The sequence below is a fragment of the Roseateles sp. FW301-B2 genome, assembly GCF_058788955.1.
The window spans coordinates 1-15,419 of sequence record NZ_JBYTBE010000041.1 but is presented as its reverse complement, the minus strand read 5'-3'; the positions used below and the strand labels follow the sequence as shown (position 1 = coordinate 15,419).

Annotated in this window: 14 protein-coding genes; 3 read left to right on the top strand and 11 right to left on the bottom strand. The window is 66.9% G+C overall.

The genetic code is table 11. The features are described 5' to 3' along the window. Positions 1-32: 32 nt before the first annotated feature. From AC3WQY_RS21340 to AC3WQY_RS21330, 3 genes are all read left to right on the top strand, one after another. Positions 33-2,948: a ribonucleoside-diphosphate reductase subunit alpha gene (locus AC3WQY_RS21340; protein ID WP_492710581.1), complete on the top strand. Its 2,916-nt coding sequence runs from the start codon at positions 33-35 to the stop codon at positions 2,946-2,948. A gap of 256 nt (positions 2,949-3,204) precedes the next feature. Next, on the top strand, positions 3,205-4,371 hold the full coding sequence (locus AC3WQY_RS21335) for a ribonucleotide-diphosphate reductase subunit beta (protein WP_285230946.1): 1,167 nt from the start codon (positions 3,205-3,207) through the stop codon (positions 4,369-4,371). A 231-nt stretch (positions 4,372-4,602) separates the two neighbouring features. Then, positions 4,603-5,088: a histone gene (locus tag AC3WQY_RS21330; protein WP_492710580.1), complete on the top strand. Its 486-nt coding sequence runs from the start codon at positions 4,603-4,605 to the stop codon at positions 5,086-5,088. 63 nt (positions 5,089-5,151) lie between these two features. On the opposite strand, the gene AC3WQY_RS21325 is transcribed toward AC3WQY_RS21330, so the two are convergent. The 11 genes from AC3WQY_RS21325 to AC3WQY_RS21275 form a co-directional block, all read right to left on the bottom strand. Further along, positions 5,152-6,222 carry a zinc-ribbon and DUF3426 domain-containing protein gene (locus AC3WQY_RS21325; RefSeq protein WP_492710579.1) on the bottom strand — a complete coding sequence of 357 codons (1,071 nt, stop codon included), beginning with the start codon at positions 6,220-6,222 and terminating at the stop codon, positions 5,152-5,154. 32 nt (positions 6,223-6,254) lie between these two features. Further along, the gene (gene prmA / locus AC3WQY_RS21320) at positions 6,255-7,151 is read right to left on the bottom strand and encodes a 50S ribosomal protein L11 methyltransferase (RefSeq protein WP_492710615.1); all 897 of its coding nucleotides are present in this window, start codon (positions 7,149-7,151) and stop codon (positions 6,255-6,257) included. Positions 7,152-7,162: 11 nt separating this feature from the next. Next, positions 7,163-8,512, bottom strand: coding sequence for an acetyl-CoA carboxylase biotin carboxylase subunit (gene accC / locus AC3WQY_RS21315; protein ID WP_285230950.1), 1,350 nt, complete (start codon positions 8,510-8,512; stop codon positions 7,163-7,165). 9 nt (positions 8,513-8,521) lie between these two features. Continuing rightward, a complete protein-coding gene (gene accB, locus AC3WQY_RS21310) occupies positions 8,522-8,977 on the bottom strand; it encodes an acetyl-CoA carboxylase biotin carboxyl carrier protein (RefSeq protein ID WP_492710577.1) in 456 nt (151 codons plus the stop codon). Between the two features lie 71 nt (positions 8,978-9,048). Further along, a complete protein-coding gene (aroQ, locus tag AC3WQY_RS21305; protein ID WP_492710575.1) occupies positions 9,049-9,492 on the bottom strand; it encodes a type II 3-dehydroquinate dehydratase in 444 nt (147 codons plus the stop codon). Between the two features lie 157 nt (positions 9,493-9,649). Then, positions 9,650-10,171 (bottom strand): TlpA family protein disulfide reductase, encoded by a 522-nt coding sequence (locus tag AC3WQY_RS21300; protein ID WP_492710574.1) that lies wholly within the window; start codon positions 10,169-10,171, stop codon positions 9,650-9,652. Further along, positions 10,168-10,767 carry a hypothetical protein gene (locus AC3WQY_RS21295; RefSeq protein ID WP_492710573.1) on the bottom strand — a complete coding sequence of 200 codons (600 nt, stop codon included), beginning with the start codon at positions 10,765-10,767 and terminating at the stop codon, positions 10,168-10,170. Before AC3WQY_RS21295 ends, AC3WQY_RS21300 begins: the two co-directional genes overlap by 4 nt. Before the next feature lie 2 nt (positions 10,768-10,769). Continuing rightward, positions 10,770-11,513, bottom strand: a complete 744-nt coding sequence (gene mtgA / locus AC3WQY_RS21290; protein WP_492710572.1) for a monofunctional biosynthetic peptidoglycan transglycosylase — start codon at positions 11,511-11,513, stop codon at positions 10,770-10,772. Between the two features lie 7 nt (positions 11,514-11,520). After that, positions 11,521-12,363: a shikimate dehydrogenase gene (aroE, locus tag AC3WQY_RS21285; RefSeq protein ID WP_492710570.1), complete on the bottom strand. Its 843-nt coding sequence runs from the start codon at positions 12,361-12,363 to the stop codon at positions 11,521-11,523. Then, positions 12,360-13,211: a TonB family protein gene (locus AC3WQY_RS21280; RefSeq protein ID WP_492710568.1), complete on the bottom strand. Its 852-nt coding sequence runs from the start codon at positions 13,209-13,211 to the stop codon at positions 12,360-12,362. The genes aroE and AC3WQY_RS21280 overlap by 4 nt, the downstream gene beginning before the upstream one ends. Positions 13,212-13,214: 3 nt before the next feature. Beyond that, a complete protein-coding gene (locus tag AC3WQY_RS21275; RefSeq protein WP_492710567.1) occupies positions 13,215-15,266 on the bottom strand; it encodes a ribonuclease catalytic domain-containing protein in 2,052 nt (683 codons plus the stop codon). Positions 15,267-15,419 lie beyond the last annotated feature (153 nt).

The window sequence follows — 15,419 nt, the reverse complement described above, 5'->3', positions numbered from 1 at the left end:
ATTCGAACGAGACCAGACGAGGAAAGAAAAGCATGCAAACCGTTGTTGCCAGCACGCCTGCCGAGCACGCGCACACCGCCTCCGTGGGCGGCGGCGCACCCAAGCAATCGGCCCATTCGGCCTATGCGGCCTACCAGATCATCCGCCGCAATGGCGCGGTGGTCTCGTTCGAGCCTAGCAAGATCGCCATCGCCCTGATGAAGGCCTTCCTGGCCGTGCATGGCACGACGGGTGCGGCCTCGGCCAGCGTGCGCGAGACGGTGGACGGCCTGACCGAGGCGGTGGTGCGCGCACTGCTGCGCTCGCGCCCCAGCGGCGGCACCTTCCATATCGAGGACGTGCAGGACCATGTGGAGCTGGGCCTGATGCGCGGCGGCCACCATGAAGTGGCGCGCGCCTATGTGCTGTACCGCGAGCGCCGTTCGCAAGAGCGCCTGCGCCAGGGCGAGGTGGCGGCGCCGGTGGCCGAGGCCCAGCTGACGGTGATCGACGGCGGCGTGCGTGTGCCGCTGGACCTGGCGCGCCTGCAGGGCCTGATCGTGTCGGCCTGCGCCAATCTGGGCGCCGACGTGAAGCCCGATCCCATCCTGGCCGAGACCAAGCGCAACCTCTACGACGGCGTGCCCATCGACGAGGTCTACAAGGCCGCCATCCTGGCCGCCCGCACCCTGATCGAGAAGGACCCCGGCTACACGCGCGCCACCGCGCGCCTGCTGATGCACACCATCCGCCGCGAGATCCTCGGCGAAGAGGTCACGCATGAGCAGATGCAGGCCCGCTATGTCGACTACTTCCCCGGCTATATCAAGAAGGGCGTGCAGGCCGAGCTGCTGGACGAGCGCCTGCAGCAGTACGACCTGGTCAAGCTGGGCGCGGCCCTGAAGGCCGAGCGCGACCTGCAGTTCGATTACCTGGGTCTGCAGACCCTGTTCGATCGCTACTTCCTGCACAGCGATGGCAAGCGCATCGAGATGCCGCAGGCCTTCTTCATGCGCGTGGCGATGGGCCTGGCGCTCAACGAGATCGACCGCGAAGCGCGCGCCATCGAGTTCTACGAGGTGCTCTCGAGCTTCGACTTCATGAGCTCGACGCCCACGCTGTTCAACTCCGGCACGCGCCGCTCGCAGCTCTCCAGCTGCTACCTGACCACCGTGGCAGACGATCTGGACGGCATCTACGAGGCGCTGAAGGAAAACGCGCTGCTCTCCAAGTTCGCCGGCGGCCTGGGCAATGACTGGACCCCGGTGCGCGCGCTCGGCTCGCACATCAAGGGCACGAACGGCAAGAGCCAGGGCGTGGTGCCCTTCCTCAAGGTGGTGAACGACACCGCGGTGGCGGTGAACCAGGGCGGCAAGCGCAAGGGCGCCGTCTGCGCCTATCTGGAAAGCTGGCACCTGGACATCGAAGAGTTCCTGGAGCTGCGCAAGAACACCGGCGACGATCGCCGCCGCACCCACGACATGAACACCGCGAACTGGATCCCCGATCTGTTTATGCGCCGTGTCATGGATGGTGGCGACTGGACGCTGTTCAGCCCCTCGACCTGCCCCGACCTGCACGACCTGTTCGGCAAGGCCTTCGAGGAAGCCTATGTGGCCTACGAGGCCAAGGCCGACCGCGGCGAGATCAAGCTCTTCAAGCGCATGCCCGCCAAGGACCTGTGGCGCAAGATGCTCTCGATGCTGTTCGAGACCGGCCATCCCTGGATCACCTTCAAAGACGCCTGCAACGTGCGCTCGCCGCAGCAGCATGTGGGCGTGGTGCACTCGTCCAACCTCTGCACCGAGATCACGCTCAACACCAACGACAACGAGATCGCGGTCTGCAACCTCGGTTCGGTGAACCTGGTGCAGCACCTGAAGGACGGTCAGATCGACCACGACAAGCTGAAGAAGACGATTGCCACGGCCATGCGCATGCTGGACAACGTCATCGACATCAACTACTACGCCGTCAAGAAGGCGCGCGACTCGAACCTGCGCCACCGCCCGGTGGGTCTGGGCATCATGGGCTTCCAGGACGCGCTGTATGCGCTGCGCACGCCCTACGCCTCCGAGGCAGCCGTCGAATTCGCCGACCGCTCGATGGAAGCCGTCTGCTACTACGCCTACTGGGCCTCGACTCAGCTGGCCGAAGAGCGCGGCCGCTACTCCTCGTACCGCGGCTCGCTGTGGGATCGCGGCATCCTGCCGATCGACTCGCTGAACCTGCTGGCCGAGGCGCGCGGCGGCTATGTGGAAGTGGACCGCAGCAGCAGCATGGACTGGGATGCCCTGCGTGCGCGCATCGCCGCGCATGGCATGCGCAACAGCAATTGCGTGGCGATCGCCCCCACGGCCACCATCTCCAACATCATCGGCGTGGATGCCTCGATCGAGCCCTGCTTCGGCAACCTCTCGGTCAAGTCCAACCTCAGCGGCGAGTTCACCGTCATCAACGAATCGCTGGTGCGCGACCTGAAGAAGCTGGGTCTGTGGGACGACGTGATGGTGATGGACCTGAAGCACTTCGATGGTTCGCTGCGCCGCATCGACCGCGTGCCCGAAGAGCTCAAGGCCCTTTACGCCACCGCGTTCGAAGTCGAGACGCAGTGGTTGGTGGAAGCCGCGGCGCGCCGCCAGAAGTGGATCGACCAGGCGCAGTCGCTCAACATCTACATGGCCGGTGCCTCGGGCAAGAAGCTCGATGAGACCTACAAGCTCGCCTGGTTGCGCGGCCTGAAGACGACCTACTACCTGCGCACCATGAGCGCCTCGTCGGCCGAGAAGAGCACGGTCACGAAGTCGGGTCAGTTGAACTCGGTGTCGAACGCTGGCGGCATGAATGCAGCACCCGCAGTGGCCGCGCCGGCACCGCAGGCAGCACCTGTTGTCAGCGCGGATGCAACGCCCGCCACCGACATCAAGTTCTGCTCGATCGACGATCCGGGCTGCGAGGCTTGCCAGTAATTGAAGTGCTTGCCGCGATCGCCGAGAGGTGGTCGCGGCAAATCATGAACGCCCGCGATGCGAGTGTTCATCGATGCAAACGGCGATCGGTTGTTTTTCGAATGCATCGATGAACGCTTGAACAGCAGCACTGCAGAGCGCGCTCAGGCTGCGCAAATTCGATGCAGGCCAGCAACAGCGAAGACGCTGCGCTGTCAAGAAGTCCTTGGTGTTTGAACACAACACTCTGATAATTCACGACGATAGGAAGGCCACCATGTTGGTTTGGGAAGAAGAACTGAAGCCCACGCAAAGCGCGACTGTTAGCGCCCACACAAACGCAGCGACGAGCACTCCGCCGGTCGCGCGTGCCGAAGCCTCCGCGCAGCATTCTTCCGCCGCCTCTTCGCATGACGCCGCCAGCACGCGCCGCGTCAACGCCGCCGACAAGCGCATCATCAATGGCCAGACCGATGTGAATCAGCTGGTGCCGTTCAAGTACAAGTGGGCCTGGGAGAAGTACCTCGCCACCTGCGCGAACCACTGGATGCCGCAAGAGGTCAACATGTCGCGCGACATCGCGCTGTGGAAGGACCCGGCCGGTTTGAGCGAAGACGAGCGCCGCATCATCAAGCGCAATCTCGGCTTCTTCGTCACCGCCGATTCGCTGGCCGCCAACAACATCGTGTTGGGCACCTACCGCCACATCACCGCGCCCGAGGCCCGCCAGTTCCTGCTGCGCCAGGCCTTCGAGGAAGCGATCCACACGCACGCCTACCAGTACATCGTCGAGTCCCTGGGCCTGGACGAGAGCGAGATCTTCAACGCGTATCACGAAGTGCAGTCGATCCGGGACAAGGACGAGTTCCTGATCCCCTTCATCGACGCCATCATGGATCCGCACTTCGTCACCGGCACGCCGCAGAACGACCAGACCCTGCTGAAGAGCCTGATCGTGTTCGCCTGCCTGATGGAAGGCCTGTTCTTCTACGTCGGCTTCACGCAGATCCTGGCCATGGGTCGCCAGAACAAGATGACGGGCGCGGCCGAGCAGTACCAGTACATCCTGCGCGACGAGTCCATGCACTGCAACTTCGGCATCGACCTGATCAACCAGATCAAGTTGGAGAACCCGCATCTGTGGACGGCGGAGTTCAAGGCCGAGATCAAGGCCCTGTTCTTGAAGGCGGTGGAGCTGGAGTACCGCTATGCCGAGGACACCATGCCGCGCGGCGTGCTCGGCCTGAATGCATCGATGTTCAAGGGCTATCTGCGCTATATCGCGAACCGTCGCGCCACGCAGATCGGCCTCGAGGAGCTCTTCCCGAACGAGGAAAACCCGTTCCCCTGGATGAGCGAAATGATCGACCTGAAGAAGGAACGCAACTTCTTCGAAACCCGCGTCATCGAATACCAGTCCGGTGGCGCGCTGAGTTGGGACTGACAGGGCACCCGTGGGTACGGCGCCGAACAGTCCTTTGTTGAAAGCTCATCAATGAGATCAAGCTTTGCAAGCCCTCAACCGACCGACATAGAAGCGGCGGTGTGGGCTTGTGCCCCCATTCATCGTACTGAGGCGCTCCTCCTGGGCGACTCTCAGGCGGTGAATAACTGCACTGCGGCGGACCGGTCCGTGGCGGGCAGTGACTTTTCCACTTGATCAAGGAGAAACGAAATGGCAACTGCAAAGAAGGCGCCGGCCAAGAAGGCCGCTCCCGCGAAGAAGGCTGCTCCGGCTAAGAAGGCCGCAGCTCCGGCAAAGAAGGCCGCTCCGGCCAAGAAGGCTGCCGCACCTAAGAAGGCTGCTGCGCCTGTCAAGAAGGCTGCTGCACCGAAGAAGGCTGCTGCTCCTGCCAAGAAGGCCGCTGCACCGAAGAAGGCTGCCGCTCCTGCCAAGAAGGCCGCTGCACCCAAGAAGGCTGCCGCTCCTGCCAAGAAGGCCGCTGCGCCCAAGAAGCCGCCCGTCAAGGCTGCTGCAAAGGCCAAGCCGGCTGCCAAGGCTGCTGCAAAGCCCGCCGCCAAGCCGGCTGCGAAGAAGCCTGCCGCCAAGAAGGCTGCTGCTGCCCCTGCTCCTGCTGCCAAGCCTGCCGCTGCTCCCGCAGCCAAGACCGCACTGAGCCCGCAAGCTGCCTGGCCCTTCCCGACCGGCAACAAGCCCTGAGCTTGAACGCATGGGCCCCACGACGGGGCCTTGTGTATGAAACCCGGCCCCGGCCGGGTTTTTTTATGGGTGGAAGATTTCCACCGTATAGCCGGTGACGCGTTGCTTGCCGGTGCTGAGCACCAGTTGCAGCCCCTGCTCGGCACCGGCCGCCAGGCTGTTCTTGCCAAGGTTGAACTCTGCCGGCGAGAGTGCGCGGCGCGCCACGATGGCGCCGTTGGCGTCGGTGAGGGTCAGGTCCACCCAGGGCAGGGCGAGTTCCCAGCCGCTCTTGTTGCGCAGGCTCAGGCTCAGCTTGTAGTGATTGCCCGAGGCCGCGAGCGTCAGCGCGCTGCTTTCCACGCTGATCGCGTCGATACGCTTCCAGGGCTTGATCTCGCAGCCGAGCTGGGCGCAGGCGGCCCGCAGCTGGGGCAGGGCCTGCGGATAGATGGCGGCCGCGGCATCGCGGAAATGCCAGAGCACCTGGGCCGTCAGGCCCAGCGCCAGCAAGCTGATGCCCAGGGCCAGCGCCAGGCGCACCGGGCGGCGCTGCCAACGGGCCTGCCCTTCGGCGCGCTTGAGAAAGCTCGGCACCGGCGCCGCGGCCGGCGGCGCTGCATCGGCGGCGCTGCTGGCCGCGGCGGCCAGGCCGGGCGCCAGCACCACGTCCTGGTCGTCGGCCGGCGGCAGCAGGGGCTCGGGCGCTGGCGGCAGGCCGCGCGGCTCGGGCAGGGGGGCTTCGGGCTCCGGCTCTTCGGCCGGCTCGGGCTCCCAGTAGGGTTCGCGTCGGTCCGCGGCCGCGGCCGGCTCCTGCGCATCCCGTATCAGCTGGGGGTCAGGGCTTGCCTCGGCGGGCGCAGCGTCGGCGGCCGGTTCGGCGGCCGGTCTGCGCGCATCCGCGGGGATGACCCAGGTGGCCTGCTCGGCCGGTGCCGGGGCCTGCTCCAGCGGGGTGTGGCCGGTGGGCTCGGGCACCTGCGCCTGCGGCGGCCAGGGTGGCGGCGCCTCGCGGTCCATGTCGAAGAGCTGCTCGCGGGCGTCGAACACCTCGGCACAGCGGCCGCAACGCACCCAGCCATCGGAGACACGCAACTGATCCTGCACCACCCGGAAGATGGTGCCGCAAGCGGTACAACGGGTGGCCAGGCTCATGCGCGGATCATGCCATTACTTCACCGAGCCTCTCAGACCTGGCGCTGCGCCGTCATCAGGATCCAGCCCTCTTCGCTGTCGCTCACCTCGAGCTTGGCCCAGGGCGCATAGGCGGCCTTGAGCTCATCGGCCTGACGCTCCAGGATACCGGCCAGCACCAGGTGCGCGCCGGGGGCCAGGTGCGCGCAGAGCAGGGGCGCGAGCAGCTTCAGCGGCGAGGCCAGGATGTTGGCCAGCACCAGCGGGTACTCGCCCTTGGCGGCATCGGGCAGGGCGGCGTGCAACTGCACGTGGTTGGCTTCGGCATTGGCCAGCGATGCGGTGATGGCCGCCGGATCGATGTCCACCGCGTCGATCTGCTTGGCACCGTGCAGGGCCGCACCGATGGCGAGGATGCCCGAGCCGCAGCCGTAGTCCAGCACGCGGTCCCAGGGAGGCGCCAGGTGGGCATGCTGCGCAATCCAGCGCAGGCACATGCGCGTGGTCGGGTGCGTGCCGGTGCCGAAGGCCAGGCCCGGATCCAGGCGCATCACCTTGGTGGCCTGGGCCGGCGCCTCATGCCAGGAGGGCACGATCCAGAACTCGGGCGTGATCTCCACCGGCGCGAACTGCGATTGCGTCAGGCGCACCCAGTCCTGCTCGGCCACCGCCTGGATGGTCTGCACATGCACATCGGCAGCCCAGTCCTGCGCCAGCACCAGGGTGGCGGCCTCGGTGGCCTCGGCCTCGGTGGCGAACAGGGCCTTCACCACCGAGCGCTCCCAGCCGCCCTTGGGCGCGGGCATGCCGGGTTCGCCGAACAGGGCCTGTTCGGCGGGCGTGTCGGCATCGGCGTCTTCCACCGAGACGGCCAGCGAGTCGATCTCCATCAGCGCGTCGCTGACGACCTCGACATCGTCCTCGCGGCAGACCAGGATCAGTTCGTGCAGGGTGGCGGACATCAGCGCTTGTGCTGGGACATCCAGCCTTCCAGGTAATGGATGGAGGTGCCGCCCTCGATGAACTTGGCGTCCACCATCAGCTCGCGGTGCAGCGGGATATTGGTCTGTATGCCTTCCACCACCGTCTCCGACAGCGCGATGCGCATGCGCGCCAGCGCCTGCTCGCGTGTGTCGCCATGGGCAATGATCTTGCCGATCATGGAGTCGTAGTTGGGCGGCACGAAGTAGTTCGTGTAGGCGTGCGAATCCACGCGGATGCCGGGGCCGCCGGGCGGGTGCCACATCGTGATGCGGCCGGGCGAGGGCACGAACTTGACCGGGTCCTCCGCATTGATGCGGCACTCGATCGCGTGGCCGCGCATGGTGATGTTGCGCTGGGTGAAGGGCAGCTTCTCGCCGGCGGCGATGCGAATCTGCATCTGCACGATGTCGATGCCGGTGACCATCTCGGTGACCGGATGCTCCACCTGCACGCGCGTGTTCATCTCGATGAAGTAGAACTCGCCGTTCTCGTAGAGGAACTCGAAGGTGCCGGCACCGCGGTAGCCCATCTTGCGGCAGGCGGCCGAGCAGCGGTCGCCGATCTTCTCGATGACGCGGCGCGGGATGCCCGGTGCCGGCGCTTCCTCGATGATCTTCTGGTGGCGGCGCTGCATCGAGCAGTCGCGCTCGCCCAGCCAGACGGCGCTCTTGTGGCTGTCGGCGAGGATCTGGATTTCCACATGGCGCGGGTTCTCGAGGAACTTCTCCATATAGACCTCGGGATTGCCGAAGGCGGCGCCCGCTTCGCTGCGTGTCATCTGCACCGCGTTCACCAGCGCCGCCTCGGTGTGCACCACGCGCATGCCGCGGCCACCACCACCGCCGGCCGCCTTGATGATGACCGGATAGCCCACCGAGCGGGCGATGCGGATGATTTCCTTGGGGTCGTCGGGCAGGGCGCCTTCCGAGCCGGGCACGCAGGGCACGCCGGCGCGGATCATGGCCTGCTTGGCCGAGACCTTGTCGCCCATCATGCGGATGTTTTCCGAGGTCGGGCCAATGAAGGTGAAGCCGCTGCGCTCGACGCGCTCGGCAAAGTCGGCGTTCTCGGAGAGGAAGCCGTAGCCGGGGTGGATGGCCTCGGCATCGGTGACCTCGGCGGTGGCGATGATGGCCGGCATGCTCAGATAACTCTGGGCTGAAGCGGCCGGGCCTATGCAGACGGCCTCGTCGGCCAGCTTCACATACTTGGCGTCGCGGTCGGCCTCGGAATACACCACCACCGATTTCACCCCCAGCTCGCGGCAGGCGCGCTGGATCCGGAGCGCAATCTCGCCCCGGTTCGCAATCAATATCTTCTTGAACATGGCCGGGCCTTACTCGATCACGAACAGGGCTTGACCGAATTCCACGGGTTGGCCGTTCTCGACCAGGATCTTGGTGATGGTGCCGCTCTTGTCGGCGTCGATCTCGTTCATGATCTTCATCGCCTCGATGATGCAGATCGGCTCGCCTTCCTTGATCTGCTGGCCCACCTCGGCAAAGGACTTGGCGTTCGGGCTGGAGGCGCGGTAGAAGGTGCCCACCATCGGCGACTTCACCACATGGCCGGTCTCGGCCGCGGGGGCGGGCGCGGCCACGGGCGCTGCGGCCACCGGGGCGGCAGCAGCCGCCGGCGCGGCGGCAACGGGCATGGCCTGGGCCATCGGCACCATCACCGTGCCGTCGGACTTGACGATGCGCACCTTGCCATCGGCTTCGGTGATTTCAAGTTCAGAAATGTTCGACTCGGACACCAGGTCGATCAGGGTCTTGAGCTTGCGCAGATCCATAAGGCTTACCTCCAACGGGAAGATTGATTGTTGTGCTTCTAATGCCGGCCAGGCTGGCGGCTGGCTCGATCTCAGCCCGCCGGACTGAGCTTGGCCAGCGCGTACTGCAAGGCCAGCTGATAGCCCTGGGCGCCCAGTCCGCAGATCACGCCATCGGCCAGATCTGAGAAATAACTGTGCTGCCTGAAGGCCTCGCGCTTGTGGATATTGGACAGATGCACTTCCACAAACGGCAGCGCCACCGCCGCCAGGGCGTCGCGCAGGGCGACACTGGTGTGGGTATAGGCGGCCGGATTGATGATGATGAAGCGGCATCCGTCCTGCGCCGCCGCCTGGATGCGGTCCACCAAGGCACCCTCGTGGTTGCTTTGGAAGGATTCCAGCGTGATTCCGGCTTTTGCTGCTGTCTCGACGAGATCAGTATCGATTTGCGGCAAAGTTCGCGCGCCATAGATCCCAGGCTCCCGCGTTCCGAGGAGATTGAGATTGGGGCCGTGAATCACGAGAATCTGCATCAGCGACGTGCGTAGCGGTTTAGAGCCTGGACACTAGAAGCTTGAAAGGCTGAACTTTAAGCGTTTTAGGACCAGATCCCGCCAACTAGCCAAAAATAATCTGCTTGACCAGTTTGGCGCTTTGCGGCTGACTTTCGGCAGGCCGGTGGGGCTCGCGCTAGCTAAGGCCGCGCGCCATCTGGCGCAATTCGTCCAGCTGGGTGGCGCCCAGCTTGCGCCACACCGGCTCGCCCTGCGCGTTGAAGGCCACCGAGAAGGGCAGGCCGCCCTGCGTGTTACCAAGTGTGCGTGCCAGATCGGTGCCGGTCAATCCGGCCAGGGCATTGGGGAAGTTGAGCGGCAGCTTGCTCAGGAATTCCGCCACCGGCTTGGCGGAGTCGACCGCCAGCCCCAGCACCTGCCAGTTTCCATGCTCGCCTGCGAAGCGATTGATCTCCGGCAGCTCCTTGACGCAGGGCGCGCACCAGGTGGCCCAGAAGTTCAACAGCAGGGGCTTGCCGCGCAGGCTGGCGCTGGCCAGGCCCTGGCCGTCCAGGGTCTCGAAGCGGGCGGTCCAGAAGGCGGATGCGGCGTCCGAGAGCGCCGGCTCGCCGCCGCGCTGGCGCAGCGCCGCGACGGCGCCCAGCAAGGCCGCGCCGGCACCAGCGGCGCCCAGCAACAGGGTTTGGCGGCGCTTCATTCGGCTTGCTCCAGCATCAGTTTGCGCAAAGCGGCCAGGTCGCCGCGTTCGCTGCGGCCGCGCGTGTCGCGCTTGAGGGCGCCGCGCTGGTCGTCATAGTCCAGGATGGTCATGGCAATGGTCACGCTCTCCTGCAGCGCGCGGCAGGGTGCGGCAAAGCTCAGCACCTGCACCGCCTCGCCGCGCGGCCCGGTGGTCTCGCCGGTCTCGTAGTCCACGCTCATATTGATGAGCGCAATCTCGGCGGCCTTGCTGTCGTCGCAATAGAGCTGCAGGTGGATGTTGTTGAGCCGGGTGGCGGTGCCACGCCAGACCGCGCCGCACAGATGCGGGCGGAACTCGCCCAGGCGTTCCATCCATTGCGCCGCCAGCTCGCGCAGGGCCAGCAGCTCCTGCGGCTGGGTGTCGGCGCAGAACAGCGCCAGGTAGTCGCGCACCTCGTCTTCCAGCTCGTCGTTGCTGGGCAGGGGGGCATGCTTGCCCAGGCCCAGCTGCTTGACGGCGCGACGCTTGGCGGGGCCGTACTCCAGGCCTTCTTCCACCACCAGGCGGGCGGCGGTGGCGGCGATCTCGGCGCTGACGGGATGTTGTTCCATGCTCATTCGGGTAGGGCCACGGCCGGCATGCGGGCCTCGATGGTCGCCGATCTGGCGATCACATAGGGGCTGGAGGGGCGTTTCTCGAAGCGCTTGGGCGCCGGCAGCATCACCGCCAGGCGCGCCGCCTGCCAGGCGCTGAGCTGGCCGGCATCGACACGGAAGTAGTGGCGTGCCGCCGCCTGGGCACCGAACACGCCCTCGCCCCATTCGACATTGTTCAGGTAGATCTCGAGGATGCGCTGCTTGCCCAGCAGGGCCTCCAGCAGCAGGGTCAGCACGAACTCCTGGCCCTTGCGCAGCAGATGGCGTTCACCGCTGAGGAAGAGGTTCTTGGCGAGCTGCTGGGTGATGGTGGAGCCGCCCACCACCTTGGGTGCGGGCTTGGCCGCCAGGCGTGCCGGGGCGCGGCTGCCCAGCTTGGCCAGGCGCGCTTCCTCGCGCTGGTTCTTCTCCCAGGCCTTCTCCAGCGCATCCCAGTCGACGCCGCCATGCTCGCTGAAGCCGGCATCCTCGCTAGCGATCACCGCGCGCTTGAGCTGTTTGGAGATGCGCGCATCGTCCACCCATTGCTGGCTCCACAGGATCTGGTGCTTCTCCACCGCCAGCCGCCAGGCTTCGGAGCGCTGGAAGCTGGTGGATTCGGGCGCCAGCACGTTCATCAAGGCGATGCGCGCGGCGAAATAGAGCTGCAAGGCCAGCACCGCCATGGCCAGCAGCAGCAACAGGCGTAGCAGCGACCTCATGCGCCGTTCACTTGCTTGCCAGCTGCGCGCGCAGCGCGGCCAGCACCGGCGCGGTCTCGGGCCGCACGCCGCGCCACAGCGCAAAGGCCTCGGCCGCCTGCTCGACCAGCATGCCCAGGCCGTCGCGCCCCTCGGCGCCCTGCGCTTCGGCCCAGTTCAGGAAGGGTCGGGCCGCCGCGCCATACATCATGTCCACCGCCAGGCCGCCGCTGCGCAAGACCTGACCCTGGACCGGCACGCCCGCGCCGGCCAGGCTGGCGCTGGTGCCGTTGACGAGGATGTCGAAGCCGCCGCTGCAGCCGTCCAGGGTGGTGGCGGCGAGCCGCACGCCATGTTCGGCGGCCCAGGCCTGGTGCGAGGCCACCAGGGCGGCGGCCTTGTCCAGCGTGCGGTTGGCCAGCACCAGCTCCGCCGGCCGACCGGCGATCAGGCTGCCCAGCACCCCCGCCGATGCACCGCCGGCGCCCAGCAGCAGCATGCGCCGGCCCGCCAGCGGGCGGCCGGCATTGCCTTCGATGTCGCGCGCCAGGCCCAGGCCATCGGTGTTGTCGCCCCACCAGCCCTGGCTGTCGAAGCGCAGGGTGTTGACGGCGCCGGCCAGCGCGGCGCGCGGGCTGTGCCGGCGCGCCAGCGCGAAGGCCTCGAACTTGAAGGGCACGGTGACGTTGCAGCCGCGCCCGCCCACGGCCGCGAAGGCCTCCACCGTGGGCCCGAAGGCGTCCAGCGGGCACAGCAGGCGCTCATAGACCAGCGCCTGCCCGGTCTGGGCCGCGAAGGCGGCGTGGATGAAGGGCGATTGGCTGTGGGCGACGGGATTGCCGGCCACGGCATAACGGTCGGGGCTGCTCATGGTTGTGCACTGAGGCTGGTTTCCAGCCCGTCCTCGCGGGTGAACTTGAAACGTGAGGTGATCACCAGCACCTCGGCGCCCTGGCGCATCGCGGCCGTGAAGGGGCCGAAGGGGCCGGCGGCGCGGGCGATGGCAATGGCGCGCCGATCCAGCACCGCATTGCCCGAGCCCTGCACGATGTCGGTCTCGACCACCTTGCCCTTGAAATCCACGTGGATGTTCATGGTCAGCTCGCCATACAGCTTGCGGCCCTTGTACTGCGGGAAGTCGCGCGTGCCGCGCTCCTCGATGCGGCGGCGCAGCGCGTCGTAGTACTGGGCATAGACCACCTCGCGCGTGGCCGGGCTGATGTAGCGCTTGCGCGGGCGTGCGTTTTCCTCGTTCACGCGCTTCTCGATCTCGGCCAGCAGCTGCACCAGCTGGCGGCGCTTCTCGGCCTGCTCGTGCGCCTCGGGCGTGCCCTTGTCGCGCTGCGGGTCGGGCGGCGGTAGCAGGGCCAGCTCGCGGCGCACCTGGGCCAGCAGCTGCTGCTGCACCTCCTGCAGCTTGGCGATCTGGGTGTGCGACAGCTCGGTGCTCTCGCCCTGCTCGGTGCGCGGCGAGGGCGCCAGGGGCGAGGTGGCGCGGCCCACCGTGCCTTCACCGCCACCGGTCAGGCTGGCCTGGGCCAGCGCCTGCGCCTTGGTTGGGGTCTCCTTGCTCTTGGCATTGACCAGCACCACCTCGAGCGGCGTGTCCTCGAACAGGCGGTTGAAGCGCTCCGGATCGACGATGCGCAGCATCAGCAGGCCCGCATGCAGGCCCACGGAGATCAGCAGCGCAAGGTGCAGGGTGGAGAGCTTGCGCACGGCTCAGGTCGGTGCGGCCTCGGCCTTGGTGTCCGCCGGCTCGTCCGCGCTTACATCGGCGTTCATGTCGATCGCCAGCGTCAGCGGGCCGCTGGCCTCGGTCTCGTCATCCTCGGGCAGTTCGACATCCTCGTCGGGCGCCTGGGCCTCGTCCAGGCCCTCGACCAGGCTGGCATGCACATCCAGCGTCATCTCGTCGCAACCGGTGATGCGCACGCGCACATGGCTGCCGCGCGCCAGGCCTTCGCAGCCCAGCGCCTTGAACACCAGCGGCAGGGTGTCGGCGCGCACCAACCCATCCTTCATCACCGAGGCGGTGAGTTCGGTGATGGCGTTCTGCTGCAGATAGCGCAGCGTCCAGTAGCGCTCGATGCCCGACTGGAAACCGTTGTAGGCGGTATAGGCCGCGTCGAAGCCCGAGATGATGGAGAACAGCTGCGCGTCCTTGGGCTTGAAGGGCGCGGCCAGCGCGGCGGTGCGGCCGTGGCGGGCGCAGGCAATGATCTGCCACTGGTTCACCAGGTCCACATAGCGGCGCAGCGGCGAGGTGGCCCAGGTGTATTGCGCCACGCCCATGCCGGCGTGCGGCAGCGCCTTGGTGCCCATGCGCACCTTCACGCCGGGCGCCAGGCTGGCCTGGCTGCGGTAGATGCCGGGCAGGCCCAGCTCGTTCAGCCAGCCGCCCCAGCTGCTGTTGGCCAGGATCATCGCCTCGGCCACGATCAGGTCCAGCGGCGCACCGCGCACGCGCGTGCCTATGCTCACCAGTTCGCCGCCCTCGGGTTCGCTCAGGCCGCCGCTGTCGAGGCGGAAGTTGTAGTCGGGGCGGTTGAAGTTCTCGGGCTTGCCGCGCACCACCTCGCGCTGCGCCTTCAGCGCCTGTGCCAGGCGGAAGGCAAAGGCGAGCTCGGCGGCATGCGCGTAATCGGCCGGCGCGGCGCCGGTCAGCGTGGCCTCGGTGATCACTGCGTCCAACTTGTCGTGGCGCAGATTGGAGACGATGGCGACGCGCTCCAGCCGCGTCTCGCTGCCCTGGATGGCCAGCGTGGCCTCGTCCAGCGTCACATACAGCGACACCGCCGGGCAATCGCGCCCCTCGATCAGCGTGTAGGCCTGCACCACCTCGTCGGGCAGCATGGTGAGCTTCCAGCCCGGCATGTAGACGGTCGAGAGGCGTTCGCGCGCCACCTTGTCCACCGCAGAGTCCGGCTGTATCGCCAGGCCCGGCGCGGCGATGTGGATGCCGAACACCACCGTGCCCGTGCCCAGGCCCTGCACCGAGAGCGCATCGTCGATCTCGGTGGTGGCCGAGTCGTCGATCGAGAAGGCGCGGGCGCTGGAAAGCGGCAGCTCGTCCTTGATCTCGGGTGCCGTGAGGGCCGGGAAACCGGTGCCCTTGGGGAAGTTCTCGAACAGGAAGCGCTTCCAGTGGAACTGGTAGGCGCTCGTGATCGCGCCGGCGCCCTTGAGCAGGTCCAGCGGCGCTTTCTGCGCGCGCTTGGTGGCCTCGACCACGGCCTTGTACTCGGGGCCGTTCTTGTCGGGCTTGAAGAGGATCTTGTAGATCTGCTCGCGGATCGCATCGGGGCAGCGGCCGGCGGCCAGCTCCTCGGCCCAGGCCTCGATCTGCAGGGCCTGCTGGCGCTTGCGCTCCAGGCCCAGCAGGGCCGCCTTGACGATCTCCTCGGGCGCCTTCTTGAACTGGCCACGGCCCATGCGGCGGAAGTAATGCGGCGCTTCGAACAGGCGGAACAGCGCGGCGGCCTGGTGCGTGACCCCCGCCTTGGCATCGAAATAGTCGCGCGCCAGGTCCGCAAACGCGAACTCGCCCTCGGGGGCGAATTCCCAGGCCAGATCCAGGTCGATCTCCTGGGCCAGGCGCTGGCCTTCGGCGAGCAGCTCGGCCGGCGCGGGTTTGTCGAACTTGAGCAGCACATTGGCCGCCTTCACTTTGACGCGCTTGCCCGAATCGAGCTCGATCTGCATCGAGGACTCGGCTTCGGACATCACACGGCCGGCGAGGAATTTTCCGGCTTCATCGAACAGGGCAAACATATGGGCGGCATTGTCGCTGATCGGCCGGGGCCGCCGGAGCGCTTCGGTAAGAGCGTGTTTGCGATCCCCTCATGGCGCCCGTTGCCCCGCAAAGGCAGGGGATGCAAGGCGCAAACCGCAGCCGGGTTGGACACCCGGCGAGGATTTGCAACG

What these genes read in the sequence shown, in the direction of transcription:
- aroE (WP_492710570.1), bottom strand. Translation starts at nt 12,363, where the DNA reads ATGAGCAGCCCCGACCGTTATGCCGTGGCCGGCAATCCCGTCGCCCAC.
- AC3WQY_RS21335 (WP_285230946.1), top strand. Translation starts at nt 3,205, where the DNA reads ATGTTGGTTTGGGAAGAAGAACTGAAGCCCACGCAAAGCGCGACTGTT.
- mtgA (WP_492710572.1), bottom strand. Translation starts at nt 11,513, where the DNA reads ATGAGGTCGCTGCTACGCCTGTTGCTGCTGCTGGCCATGGCGGTGCTG.
- AC3WQY_RS21340 (WP_492710581.1), top strand. Translation starts at nt 33, where the DNA reads ATGCAAACCGTTGTTGCCAGCACGCCTGCCGAGCACGCGCACACCGCC.
- AC3WQY_RS21330 (WP_492710580.1), top strand. Translation starts at nt 4,603, where the DNA reads ATGGCAACTGCAAAGAAGGCGCCGGCCAAGAAGGCCGCTCCCGCGAAG.
- accC (WP_285230950.1), bottom strand. Translation starts at nt 8,512, where the DNA reads ATGTTCAAGAAGATATTGATTGCGAACCGGGGCGAGATTGCGCTCCGG.
- AC3WQY_RS21300 (WP_492710574.1), bottom strand. Translation starts at nt 10,171, where the DNA reads ATGAAGCGCCGCCAAACCCTGTTGCTGGGCGCCGCTGGTGCCGGCGCG.
- AC3WQY_RS21295 (WP_492710573.1), bottom strand. Translation starts at nt 10,767, where the DNA reads ATGGAACAACATCCCGTCAGCGCCGAGATCGCCGCCACCGCCGCCCGC.
- accB (WP_492710577.1), bottom strand. Translation starts at nt 8,977, where the DNA reads ATGGATCTGCGCAAGCTCAAGACCCTGATCGACCTGGTGTCCGAGTCG.
- AC3WQY_RS21325 (WP_492710579.1), bottom strand. Translation starts at nt 6,222, where the DNA reads ATGAGCCTGGCCACCCGTTGTACCGCTTGCGGCACCATCTTCCGGGTG.
- aroQ (WP_492710575.1), bottom strand. Translation starts at nt 9,492, where the DNA reads ATGCAGATTCTCGTGATTCACGGCCCCAATCTCAATCTCCTCGGAACG.
- AC3WQY_RS21275 (WP_492710567.1), bottom strand. Translation starts at nt 15,266, where the DNA reads ATGTTTGCCCTGTTCGATGAAGCCGGAAAATTCCTCGCCGGCCGTGTG.